General features: G+C 62.4%; 12 protein-coding genes. 5 read left to right on the top strand and 7 right to left on the bottom strand.

Going from position 1 to position 12,149, the window contains the following annotated elements:
- Window positions 1–6: 6 nt before the first annotated feature.
- Window positions 7–2,157: a lipase family protein gene (locus BFQ01_RS22375; protein WP_065926931.1), complete on the top strand. Its 2,151-nt coding sequence runs from the start codon at window positions 7–9 to the stop codon at window positions 2,155–2,157.
- Between the two features lie 9 nt (window positions 2,158–2,166).
- On the opposite strand, the gene codA is transcribed toward BFQ01_RS22375, so the two are convergent.
- From codA to BFQ01_RS22405, 6 genes are all read right to left on the bottom strand, one after another.
- A complete protein-coding gene (codA, locus tag BFQ01_RS22380) occupies window positions 2,167–3,402 on the bottom strand; it encodes a cytosine deaminase (protein WP_065926932.1) in 1,236 nt (411 codons plus the stop codon).
- Window positions 3,403–3,429: 27 nt separating this feature from the next.
- The gene (locus BFQ01_RS22385) at window positions 3,430–4,635 is read right to left on the bottom strand and encodes a PucR family transcriptional regulator (protein WP_065926933.1); all 1,206 of its coding nucleotides are present in this window, start codon (window positions 4,633–4,635) and stop codon (window positions 3,430–3,432) included.
- A complete protein-coding gene (gene codB, locus BFQ01_RS22390; RefSeq protein ID WP_065926934.1) occupies window positions 4,632–5,894 on the bottom strand; it encodes a cytosine permease in 1,263 nt (420 codons plus the stop codon). The genes BFQ01_RS22385 and codB overlap by 4 nt, the downstream gene beginning before the upstream one ends.
- A gap of 190 nt (window positions 5,895–6,084) precedes the next feature.
- On the bottom strand, window positions 6,085–6,708 hold the full coding sequence (locus tag BFQ01_RS22395; RefSeq protein ID WP_065926935.1) for an NUDIX hydrolase: 624 nt from the start codon (window positions 6,706–6,708) through the stop codon (window positions 6,085–6,087).
- Between the two features lie 96 nt (window positions 6,709–6,804).
- Window positions 6,805–7,161 carry a 6-carboxytetrahydropterin synthase QueD gene (gene queD / locus BFQ01_RS22400; protein WP_003237990.1) on the bottom strand — a complete coding sequence of 119 codons (357 nt, stop codon included), beginning with the start codon at window positions 7,159–7,161 and terminating at the stop codon, window positions 6,805–6,807.
- Between the two features lie 76 nt (window positions 7,162–7,237).
- Window positions 7,238–8,317 (bottom strand): hypothetical protein, encoded by a 1,080-nt coding sequence (locus tag BFQ01_RS22405; protein ID WP_065926936.1) that lies wholly within the window; start codon window positions 8,315–8,317, stop codon window positions 7,238–7,240.
- Between the two features lie 194 nt (window positions 8,318–8,511).
- On the opposite strand from BFQ01_RS22405, the gene BFQ01_RS22410 reads away from it, so the two are divergent.
- Genes BFQ01_RS22410 through BFQ01_RS22425 form a run of 4 tightly spaced genes read left to right on the top strand, consistent with a single transcriptional unit; the run spans window position 8,512 to window position 11,109 of the window.
- Window positions 8,512–8,814 carry a PepSY domain-containing protein gene (locus tag BFQ01_RS22410; protein ID WP_065926937.1) on the top strand — a complete coding sequence of 101 codons (303 nt, stop codon included), beginning with the start codon at window positions 8,512–8,514 and terminating at the stop codon, window positions 8,812–8,814.
- Window positions 8,814–9,125, top strand: coding sequence for a PepSY domain-containing protein (locus BFQ01_RS22415; RefSeq protein ID WP_027603140.1), 312 nt, complete (start codon window positions 8,814–8,816; stop codon window positions 9,123–9,125). Before BFQ01_RS22410 ends, BFQ01_RS22415 begins: the two co-directional genes overlap by 1 nt.
- Window positions 9,125–9,793: a response regulator transcription factor gene (locus BFQ01_RS22420; protein WP_065926938.1), complete on the top strand. Its 669-nt coding sequence runs from the start codon at window positions 9,125–9,127 to the stop codon at window positions 9,791–9,793. Before BFQ01_RS22415 ends, BFQ01_RS22420 begins: the two co-directional genes overlap by 1 nt.
- Complete coding sequence (locus BFQ01_RS22425; protein WP_065926939.1) at window positions 9,790–11,109, top strand: sensor histidine kinase; 1,320 nt, start codon at window positions 9,790–9,792, stop codon at window positions 11,107–11,109. The genes BFQ01_RS22420 and BFQ01_RS22425 overlap by 4 nt, the downstream gene beginning before the upstream one ends.
- 191 nt (window positions 11,110–11,300) lie before the next feature.
- Here the strand turns inward: BFQ01_RS22425 and BFQ01_RS33445 are convergent, their stop codons facing one another.
- On the bottom strand, window positions 11,301–12,056 hold the full coding sequence (locus tag BFQ01_RS33445; RefSeq protein WP_370671270.1) for a methyl-accepting chemotaxis protein: 756 nt from the start codon (window positions 12,054–12,056) through the stop codon (window positions 11,301–11,303).
- Between the last annotated feature and the right edge of the window lie 93 nt (window positions 12,057–12,149).

Here is a 12,149-nt window from a genome sequence, read left to right on the forward strand (position 1 = left end):
CCAGGCATGACGATGGAAGAATGGAAGCACCCTTTTTTTGATGAAAGTATGCCTGCTTGCGCATTGCATGGAGGTTGGCTGAGTTTTTGTCTGGTGGATGAATCAGGTGATGGGAAAGCCTATGGAGGGCTTAGATATGAGGTTGTTGACAGCGCAGGGCAGCGGTACAAAGGCCATTTGAATGGAGAAGGGTTTGCACGGTTGGAGGGGCAGTGTCGCGGTCCTGTCGTGCTGGTTTTAGATGCTCCATATGAGGCGGGGAGGGGCTACTATTCAACATTGCAGCAGCGAGACAGCTATCCATTACCGATCACCGATCTTCAAGTGCGAGCTGAACAAACCCGTTTTTCAAGCGTCGATGGTCGGCGAACTGAAAGCAATCCAGGACGACAGAGCTCAGATCGGTTTTACCAAGTTGAAGTAAGCGATCTGGTTCGCCATATCGCCCATCTTCCCCCCGTGGAAAAAACACCCCACCGCCCCCAGCGCCACGCATTAAAAATGATGGCCGACCTGGGCTTTGGCCCGCCCCAGCCAACCTTATCGGGTATCGTGCTGTTCCCAAGCCAGCATACCGTTCTCGAAGTCCGATCGCTGCGAGCCTTGCGCCCGATGCTCTCCACTGAAGATGAGTTCTGTGCTTTGAACCTGTATCAGTTGGCTTTGTTTGCAGCGTTGAGTTACTGCGATTTTGGGCAGGAACCCTCAAAGAAACCCGTTGATAAAGTCCATTTCCCGCTGGACCCCAGCGTTGGGAATCTGTTTGGCAAGCAACTGTCTGGATACCGTGAAGCCTGGCGAGTTGATCCCGAGCAAACCCGGCGATTTTTCCCTCTTTATGAAGATGTCCCTTATTCCAGGCGCTTCGAAATCCTGCCCTTCGACCCTGAGTTGTACCTGCAAAATCGCCCGGAGTTGGGCGAGAAACAGGAACATCCCGCAAGCTTGCACTTCTTTGATGACGAAAAAGACGGCACTGACACCCAGGCGTTCATCACCCATCACGATGAGGTGATCCTGATTTCAGTGCGCGGAACGTTCAGCACGGCCGACGCACTACGGGATGCAAACGCCCATCAGGTTGCATTCGCCGACGGGGTCGGCAAGGCACACGAAGGTTTCTATCAGGCTTACCGGGCTGTGCGTGACTTCGTACTGCGTTACCTCAGTCAATTTCACATAGGCCAACGAATAGTCATTTGCGGTCATAGCTTGGGCGGCGCAATTGCGTTGTTACTGGCAGAAGCGTTACGTCGTATTCCTGAGCGTAACTACAACATCCTCCTCTACACCTACGGCGCCCCCCGCGCCGCCGATGCCGAGTTCACTGCCGGCGCTTCCACGTTGGTCCACCACCGCATCGTCAACCACAACGACCCGGTCCCTAGCGTCCCGGCCCCTTGGATGAACACCACCGCCAAACTCTGGATCCCCGGTGCCGTCACGCTATTCAGCGCCCCCACGGCCGGGGGCCTGTTGTTCGCCGCCGGCCTGGTGCGTATTGGCGGCAACCCCTACCAACACCACGGCGATCAACAGCACTTCATGCCGATCATGCTCCCGGACGGTACGCATTCGTCCGTGCTGTGGAAGCCGGGCTGCGAGTCCATTGAAGAAGCCGGCCGCAACCGGGCATGGCAAACGCGCGGTGACATGCCCGATCGCGAAGGCCTGATCAAACAGTTGGTGCAATACAAGCAGCATTTCATGACCGCCAGCTACATCCCGGCCGCCTGGGCGACGTTGCGTCGCTGGCAACAAGCGGTGGATAGCAACGGTCCTCTGGTGACCCAACGGGAGTTTGAACTGCTCGACCACGCCCTTGCGACCATGCGCAAGCAACTGCAAGACAAGCGGCGTGAACTGGCTCGACAGCGCCCGGCCAACGACCGTGCCTATGAATACCATGAGCCGCTGAACGCTGAGATCGACCGCCTGCACACCGGTCGCGAACGCCTGCAAACCCTGCGCTGGCGTCGTCTCGACGCGCGTGATGTCTACGGCAGCCATAGCCACTCCTCCAACCTGCAACCCAGTCTCAAGCGCTGGTTCCGCCATCGTGAAAACCAGGCGTTGCCTCAGGTCGCGAGCATCCCTCCCGCTGCGCAGAGTGAGCTGGGGAGGGCACAGCCGCTGGATCTCGACTCAATCGTCTGACCTGGGTGCTTAGACAAACTCTACCTGCGCCGGCTGGCGTTTCATCAACACCTTGCCGTGGCGAATCGAGTACAGCGGCAGCCCTTGGCTGCGAATCACCTCGTAGTCGCTGTCGGCCGAGAGGATCAGCAGGTTGGCTGGGCGCCCGGCTTCTAGGCCGTAACGGTCACCCAGGGCCATGGCCTTGGCGCTGTTGTCGGTCACCAGGTCGAGGGCGCTTTGCAGGTTGCGGTAGCCGAGCATATGGCAGATGTGCAAACCGGCTTCCAGCACGCGCAGGATGTTGCCGTTGCCCAGCGGGTACCAGGGATCGACGATGGAGTCCTGGCCAAAGCATACGTTCATGCCGGCCTCCAGCAGCTCGTTGACCCGGGTGACACCACGGCGTTTCGGGAAGCTGTCGAAGCGACCCTGCAGGTGGATGCTTTCGGTGGGACAAGAGACGAAGCTGATCCCGGAGTGCCCCAGCAGGCGGAACAGTTTGGCGCAGTAGGCATTGTCGTAGGAACCCATGGCCGTGGTGTGGCTGGCGGTGACGCGGGCCCCCATGTCGCGGCTGCGGGCTTCTTCGGCAAGTACTTCGAGGAAGCGTGAGTGCGGGTCGTCGGTCTCGTCGCAGTGCACATCCACCAGGCAGCCGGTGCGTTCGGCCAGGTCCATCAGGAACTTCACCGAACTCACGCCTTGGTCGCGGGTGTATTCAAAGTGGGGGATGCCGCCGATCACATCGGCGCCCAGGTGAATAGCTTCTTCCATCAGTTCGCGGCCGTTGCGGTATGACTCGATGCCTTCCTGGGGAAATGCGACGATTTGCAGGTCGATCAGGTGCGTGCTTTCTTCGCGCACTTGCAGCATGGCCTTGAGCGCCGTGAGGTCGGGGTCGGTGACATCGACATGGGTGCGTACATGCTGGATGCCGTGGGCGGCGAGGGACTGGATGGTTTTTTTGGCGCGGGTCCTGGTGTCTTCCTCGGTGATGGTGGCCTTGCGTTCACCCCAGCACTCGATGCCTTCGAACAGGGTGCCGCTCATGTTCCAGCGTGGTTCGCCGGCGGTGAGGGTGGCATCGAGGTGAATGTGCGGTTCGACGAAGGGCGGTATCACCAGGTTGCCGGCTGCGTCCAGGTCATTGGGCCCCACTGCCGGCGCTGTTGTGTGTGGGGTGATGCTGGCGATCCGGCCGTGTTCCAGGTGCAGATCATGCAGGCCTTCACGGTTGCGCAGGCGGGCGTTGATGATGTGCATGGGCAAGTTCCTCTTGGCTAAAAACAATCAGGCAGACAGCCGCCAGATCATCAGGGCGATGCCGATGTCCAGGCGGTCATAAGCGTTATCCAGTGTCAGACCGCACAGGGCTTCGATGCGCTGGACACGGTGTGTCAGGGTATTGCGGTGCAAGGCCAGGCGCTGGGCGGCAGCCACAAGGTTACCATTCTCGTGAAACCAGGCTTCCAGGGTCGGCATCAGGCTGGGCCCGTGGTGCAGGTCGTGACGCAGCAGCGGGCCCAGGCGTTCATTGAGGAACTGGTCGAGCAGGGCGCGATCACGCACACCGCTGAGCAGCTTGAGCACGCCCAGTTCGTCATACACGCACAGCCCGGCACGCTCGCTGAAGCGTCGTGCCGCCACCAATGCCTGGCGTGCTTCGTCCTGCGCCTGGGCCAGGCGCGCGGGTGGGTGTGCAGCGGCGCTCAGGCCGATAAACAATTTCAGCGGCGCCAGGCGCAGGTTGAGCGGGTTCAGCCAGTTGGCCAGTTGCTGGCGGTTGGCCAAGGCCGTGACGGCATCCGGTGCCGGCAGCAGCAGGGTCCATTGTCCGGCGCGCCCCAGTACCGGCAGTACCGCCGATAATTGACGCAAGCGCCGACTGATACCGTCGTGTTGCCGCGCCAGCTGTGCCTCCACCTGTGCCGCGTCACCCTGGGCAAACAGCAACTCACTGCCTTCCAATTGCAGTTGGGCGACCTGCCAATGCCCGGCCAGTGGCATATTCAATTGCACGGCCCGATGCAGCAGCAAATCCAGGGATTGATAATCCCCGCTCAGCAAGCGCTCCAGCACGTCGTGCCGCGAGCGTCCCAGTTGCTCGGACTGGATCAGCGCCGAACCAATCGCCTGGGTCACCAGTACCATTTTCAGCGAGTAGGGCTGTTCGATCAGCGGCATGCCGGCGGTTTCGGCGGCGTCGAGCAAGCGCTGGGGAATTGCCTGGATATACGCCGCTCCCGTCAGGATCACCAACCCGGCCACTTGGCGCTGGCAGGCTTCGTCCAGCAGTTGCAGGAGGTTGGCCTCATCCCGTGGGTGGTTGATGCCGGTGACGAACACCAATTCACCGCCCAGCACCCACTCGGCGATCCCGCTGTTTTCCGCCACATAAGGCCAACGCACGACGTTATCCAGGGCGGCAGCGCCGGCGCGCAGGCGCATGGATTCCAGCCCCGGCAACGCCAGTACATCCGCAATGGTCAGGCTCATACCCGGGCATCAGCCAAAGGCACGCGCAGCACGGCGGTGAGCGCGACGTAGGTCAGCGACGCGGCAGCGATGCCCACCAACGGCGCGACCCACGGCGAGTTGAACGCCAGCACGGTACCCACTGCGTACGCCACCAGCCCGGCCCAGTTGAAGGCTGGCAGGCGCGCATCCGCCAGGCGCGGGTAGTGGCCGCGCCAGCGGTAGAAGAAGTCCGCCATGATCACCCCGCCAATCGGCGGAATCACCGTGCCCAGCAGGATCAGGTACGGCACCAGCATGTCGTACATACCCAGCAACGCCAGCAAGGTGCCGATCACCGCACCCGCCAAGGTCACGGTTTTGCGCCGCTTGGTGCGCAGCAGGTTGCAGCCGGCCACGGCGAAGTTGTAGATGGTGTTGTCCTGGGTGCTCCAGATATTGAGCAGTAACATGGCCATTGCCGCCATGGCAAAGCCTTGCAGCAGCAACACTTCGACCACGTCGGGCTGTTGGTAGACGATCGCGCCATAGGCGCCGATCAGCACCATCAAACCATTGCCGATAAAGAACCCGATCAGGCTGGCCAGCACCGCGACCTTGGCCGAGCGGGAAAACCGCGTCCAGTTGGTGGCCTGGGTGGCGCCGCTGACGAACGTGCCGAACACCAGGGTGATCGCCGTGGACAAATCCAGCTCGCCGGTCGGCACCACCGCCAGCAGCCCATCCAGCCCGCCGACTTTCACCGTGGCGACCCACATCGACAGCAACAGCAACAGGCCCATGGCTGGCACCGCGATGTAGGAAAGAATCTCCAGCCCGCGATAGCCCACGTAGGCCGTGGCGCAAAACACCAGGCCGAACAGCACCATCAACGCCAGCACGCTGCCCTGGCTCAGCTCGAAATACTTGCCCAGCACCACGGCCGCCGTGGCGGTGCCCCAGGCGTACCAGCCGATCTGGGTGAACCCGAGGATCAAGTCACTGAGCTTGCTGCCCACCTCGCCAAAGCAGAAGCGGCCCATCAACACCGAGTTCAACCCGCTCTTGAACGCGATGTAACCCAGGCCTGCGGCGTAGATACCCAACAGCAGGTTACCCAAGGCCACCACGCCGAGCATCTCGGTGAAACTGAACGCCACCCCGAGCTTGCCGCCGGCAAACATGGTCGCGGTAAAAAAGGTAAAGCCCAGCAGCACCATGGCGGTCGACGCCAGGCCTTTGCGCGCATGCATGGGGACTTCGCTTAAGGGGTAATCGTTGCCCGGTTCTTGCTGCGTCATGTGCGTGCTCCCTGAATGAGTGACGCAGGCCTGTTGCACCGGGCGTGCCAAATCACCGGCAGTGACAGGCGCACGGTTGTCGCTGTGCACTGTGCACAGTATTTATAGCCAAACAGGCGGTGAACGCAGGCGGGAGTGTTCGTTGTGCCCAGTCGGGCACGAAAGCGGTGCAGCAGTGATACAAATTGGATCAGTCGAACAGCGTCTGCGTGGTCTCGCCGCGATGAAAGGCGAACGCCGCCTCCAGATCACTTTCGATGGTGCGCCCCCGGGACAGCGGCGGCAGCCCGTCCAGGCTGAAAAAGCCCACCTCGGTGGTCTCGGACCCGGCCACCGGCGCCAGTTGATCCACCCGTTCACACAGGAAATACAACTTGTAGAAATCCCGCACATCCGGCCGGTACAGCCCCTTGGCCTTGTGGGTGACGCTATACAGTGCCCGCGCAGTAACGCTCAGCCCGGCTTCCTCGCGAATTTCCTTGATGATGTTTTCCGCCGCCGACAACCCGATATCGGCATAACCACCGGGCAGCGCCCAGCAACCGTCGGTGGCCTCGCGCACCAGCAGAATCCGCTCACCCTCGATCACCGCGCCACGTACGTCGATCATCGGCGTCGAATAGCGCTGGGCGAAATCCGACACCAGCCCGGTGATGCGCTCCAGCGGCACGTTGCCCAGTTGTGCCAGCATGCTGTGGGCAATCTCGGCGATTTCTTCCAGGCGTTCGCGCTCGAAATCATCGGTGCAAAAGTGCAGCCCCGTGGAGGCCAATGCTTGCAAGCGTTTGGCCTGGGCCAGCCAGGTAGTTTCCATGGACATCTCCTCGGTCGCGAAGAAGGGCAAGGGTGGAAGGGTGCTACGGGAGGCACAAAAAAACCACCGCAAGGGTGGTTTTTTAACAGCGCAGGTTTACTCGCCGCGATAGATGCAGCCACTGGTGCAGGTCTCGTGGATGCGGATCGCACTGAGCTCCGGCAGCAGCGGCTTGAGTTCAGTCCAGATCCACTTGGCCAGCACTTCGCTGGTGGGGTTTTCCAGGCCTGGGATGTCATTGAGGTAGTTGTGGTCGAGGCGTTCGTAGAGCGGCTTGAAAATCGCCTTGATCTCCGAGAAGTCACGAATCCAGCCGGTATGGGGATCCAGGTCGCCGCTCAGGTGGATCGCCACCTTGAACGAATGCCCATGCAGGCGCCCGCACTTGTGGCCTTCCGGTACGTGGGGCAGGCGGTGGGCGGACTCGAAGGTAAACTCTTTGAAGATTTCCACAGTATTTTCAGCTCGGTCAGGTATCTGGCAGGCGGCGAGTTTAACAGCTTGATCCCATGCCGCGCATACCGCTGGGTCAAAGCGCCTGCAAGCGCTCGCCCAGGCCACCGTTATCGGCCAGTTGCAGAAACTCATCCCCCAGCCGCCGGCTCTCGCTCATCGCGGTTTGCCAGTACTTGTTGCGGCTCGGGTCGTCGCCCATGAAGCGCTTGAAGTCGCTGCGGTCCGGCAGTTTGCCGTGGGGCAGGCGGGCCAGGTAGTCCCTGGACGGCGCCAGCAGCAACACATCCTGCAAGCCTTGTGGGTTGCTGCGCCGCCATGGCAGGCCCTTGTCGAACCAGCCGGGGATGACCCGGTCGGTGAAGTGCGGGTACAGCACGATGTCGTCGCCGTGGTAGGGCAGGTCGAGGTGGTAGTCCAGCAGGCCGCCGTCGCGGTAAGTGCCGGTGCCGGCTCCGGGCAGGTCGCGCACGCCTTGCATCACCATGGGGATCGACCCGGACGCCAGCAGCGCCTGGCGCAGGTTACCCATGTCCAGCTCAAGAAAGCGCGATGGAAAATCCTTCAGCGGGTGCACCGGCGGTGCCTGGCGCGGGTCGTGGATGATCAGCCGCTCGAAATGCCGCGCCAGCCGCGCACGGCCGCGCAGGTTGTCGGCAATCACCGATGACAGGCCCAAACCCAGGCGCCCACGGTGGTCATCGGCGAGCAGGCCGTGGCTCTTGACCACCATGATGTTCAGCCGGTAGTCGGGGTTGTCCAGCACCCGTGCATCGCGGCCGGCCAGCAGGTCGTCGAGCATGCGCTGGCAGCTGCGGCTGACTTCGGCCATGGTCACGCCTTTGGCAAAGCGTTGTTCGTTGTACAGGCGGCCGAGGTCCAGCAGGCCTTGCACCGGGTCGGGCAGGCAGGCGCTGGCAAACCGCCAGGAACCGATCGATGCGCCGATCAACGCCCGCTCCCGCGGTGCGCGCGGCAGCCAGTCGCCGAACAGCGCCAGGTCCAGGCCCTGGATCCCCAGCGCCTTGGGGCCGCCGGCCGCACCGGGAAGGATGCCGACATCCGCAGGCTTGAGACCCTGTTCGCGAATGTGCGCAAAGGCGCGTTTGCCGGCCTTGAGGGTCAGGGCGGGGAACTTGATATGGATGGCTGTCATACCGGTCTCTGTTGAAGCGAGGTGTAGGCGCAAGCGTGCTCGCGAAAAACGTTAACGATACCGCGTGAGTCCTGAATAAACATCGTAGCCCGTCGCGCCTGCTGGAAATTGCCATGGTGGCAATTCAGTTTCAGTTAAGTTGCAGCCGCTACCGTGGCCGGCGTAGGAAAAACATCGTGTAACGGAGACTCATCATGAAACGCCTCACTGCTCTGGTCGCCGCCGCTATCATCGCCTCCACGGCGACTCAGGCCGGAGCCGTGGACCCCGACAAACCACTGATCGTGCCCGCCACTGTTACAATTGTCGCTTTCGACCAGCTCGAAGCCACAGCCCAGGCCCTGCACCCCGGTTCAACGCTGTTGGACACCGACCTGGACGAGGCTTACGGCAAGTATGTCTATGAAGTCGAACTGCAAGATGCCGACGGCATTGAATGGGAGGTCGAATTGGACGCGCTTACCGGGCAGGTTCTCAAGAATCATCAGGATACGTAATGAAGGTAAATTTACGCGCCGGCAGTCGAGTGGCGTTGGTGCTGGTGGTGTTCTGCTCAGGCTTGCAGGCCCGCGACCTTAACCAGGACGAAGCCTTGGCGCTGCGCCAGCAGGGGGTGATCCTGCCTCTGGAGCAACTGTTGCAGCAGGCCATGGCGCGGTATCCCGGCTCGCGCCTGCTGGAAGCCGAGCTTGAGAAAAAGCACGGCCAATATGCCTACGAAGTGGAACTGGTGACCACCGACGGCGTGGTGCGCGAGATCAAACTCGACGCCACCAACGGTGTACTGATCAAAGATGAGGAAGACTGATGCGCCTGCTCCTGGTGGAAGACAACGTACCCCTGGCCGATGAACTGCTGGCCGGCCTGCAGCGCCAGGGTTATGCCGTCGACTGGCTGGCCGACGGCCGTGACGCCGCGTATCAGGGCCGCAGCGAACCCTATGACCTGATCATCCTCGACCTCGGCCTGCCCGGTTTGCCCGGCCTTGAGGTGCTGGCGCAATGGCGCGCCGCCGCGCTGACCACCCCGGTGTTGATCCTCACCGCCCGCGATTCCTGGGCCGAGCGCATCGAAGGGCTCAAGGCCGGTGCCGACGATTACCTGAGCAAACCGTTTCACCCCGAAGAGCTGCACCTGCGCATCCAGGCGCTGTTGCGCCGCTCCCACGGGCAGGCCAACCAACCCACCTTGCAAGCTGCCGGCCTGCACCTGGACGAAGGCCGCCAGTGCGTGCTGCGCGATGGCGACGAGATCCAACTGACCGCCGCAGAATTTCGCCTGTTGCGCTACTTCATGCTGCACCCCGAACAGATCCTCTCGAAAAGCCACCTGGCCGAGCACCTGTACGACGGCGAGACCGAGCGCGACTCCAACGTGCTGGAAGTGCACGTCAACCACCTGCGCCGCAAACTCGGCCGCAGCGTGATCGAAACCCGGCGCGGCCAGGGTTACCGCTTTGGCGCCAGCCCTGCATGAAGTCGATTCAGCGCCGCCTGAGCCTGGGCCTGATCAGCGTGATGGTGATCGTCGGCGTGGTACTGGCGCAAACCAGCCTGTGGTTGTTCGAGGCCGGTTTGCAACGCTACCTGGAAGCGGGGTTGCGCAACGATGCCGAGAACCTGCTGGTCGCCCTGGTACGCGGGCCCAACGGTGTGCAACTGGATGAGCAGCGCCTGTCGCCGGCCTACCAGCGGCCGTTTTCCGGGCATTATTTCCGTATCGATTTTGCCGACACTCACTGGCGCTCCCGTTCGCTGTGGGACCAGGAATTGCCCCGACTGCCCGAGGCCGGGCTCAAGGGCAACCTGCAATTGGGGCCCGAAGGCCAGCAATTGCTGGTGCTGCGTTCGGACTACAAGCGCTTTGGCCAATCGATTTCCATCAGCGTGGCCCAGGACTACACCCCGGTGCGGGAAAGTTTTCGCCTGATGCGTCGGATCGGCCTGGTGCTGGGGCTGGCGGCACTGCTGCTGGTGTTGTTTTTGCAGCGAGTCACCGTACGTCGCGCCTTGCGCCCGCTGGAAAACGCGCGTAACCAGATCGCCCAACTGCAACAAGGCCAACGCTCGCAACTCGACACCCAGGTGCCGCTGGAACTGGAACCACTGGTCGCCCAGATCAACCACCTGCTGGCCCACACCGAAGACAGTCTCAAACGTTCGCGCAATGCCCTCGGCAACCTTGGGCATGCGCTGAAAACCCCGCTGGCGGTGCTGTTGAGCGCCGCCTCGAGCGAGGCGCTCAAGGATCACCCCGAACTGAGCAAACTGCTGCGCGAACAATTGGAGCAGGTGCAACAACGCCTCAACCGTGAACTCAATCGCGCCCGGCTGGCCGGCGACACCCTGCCGGGTGCCTTGTTCGACTGTGAACAAGAACTGCCCGGCCTGCTCGCCACGTTGAACATGATCCATGGCGAACACCTGGACCTCAGTTACCACGTCGCGCCGGGTCTGCAACTGCCCTGGGACCGCGAAGACCTGCTGGAGCTGCTCGGCAACCTGCTGGACAACGCCTGCAAATGGGCGGATGCGGAGGTGCGCGTGAGCGTCAGCGAGACGCCGCATGCTTACCTGCTGGCGGTGGAAGATGACGGTCCCGGGATTCCCGAGGCCCAGCGTGACCAGGTCTTCAGCCGCGGTGCACGCCTGGACGAACAGATCGACGGCCATGGCCTGGGGCTGGGGATCGTGCGCGACATTGTCGAGGTGTGGGGCGGGATGTTGCAGTTGCAGGAGAGCGAGCTGGGCGGGCTCAAGGCACTGATCGAATTGCCACGCCGCCAGATCTGAAAACACCCCCGTAGATACCGTCTTATCCAACACCGCGCAAATCCGCAGCTGCCGAGCGCAAGCGAGGCTGCGTCAGGCGCGCTGCCGATTCAAGCTCGAGCCGCGGCCGACGCAGCCTCGCCAAGGCTCGGCAGCTGCTACGGATGTGTGTGGTGTTGGATAAGACGGTATCCACGCGTGGGAGCGATCACTCAGACGCGGAACTGGTCCATCAACCCCTGCTGCTGATTGGCCAGGCTGTTCAACGCCTGGCTCACCCGCGCCGACTCATTGGCCTGTTCCGACAACGACTCGGTCACATCGCGAATGGTCGCCACATTGTGGTTGATCTCTTCGGCCACCGCGCTTTGTTCTTCGGCAGCACTGGCGATTTGCAGGTTCATGTCGCTGATCACCGTGACCGCATCGCCGATCTGGCGCAGGGCGGTAACGGCCTCGCCGACCTGTTCGACACTGCCCTGGGCCTGGCGATAGCTGTTGCCCATGGAGCCGACGACCTCTTCGGTACCGCTCTGCAATTGCTCGATCACCAGGCGGGTTTCCTCCACCGACTCCTGGGTCCGCCGTGCCAGGTTGCGTACCTCGTCGGCGACCACGGCAAACCCCCGGCCGGCCTCACCGGCGCGGGCGGCTTCGATTGCCGCGTTGAGCGCCAGCAGGTTGGTTTGCTCGGCGATGCCGCGAATCACTTCGAGCACGGAGCCGATCTTCTCACTGTTGGCAGACAGGCCTTCGACCTGGGCCATGGCGGTGCTCATATCGGCCGCCAGTTGGCCGATGTTGGTGGTGGTGCGGTCGATCACTGTCAGGCCGTCGCGGGTAGCCTGGTCGGCATCCCGCGCGGCCTGGGCCGCCTGGGCGGCGCTGCGGGCCACGTCCTGGGCTGTGGCGCTCATTTCGTGGGAGGCGGTGGCCACCTGGTCGACCTGGCGGTACTGCTGCTCCATGCCGGCGCTGGTTTGCGTCGCAATCGCGGCGGACTGGTCGGCGGTGCCACGGGCGTCCTGCACCGAGCGTTTGACTTCGGCAATGATGGGTTG

It is taken from the genome of Pseudomonas sp. 8 R 14, from assembly GCF_900005955.1.
GTDB lineage: Bacteria > Pseudomonadota > Gammaproteobacteria > Pseudomonadales > Pseudomonadaceae > Aquipseudomonas > Aquipseudomonas marginalis.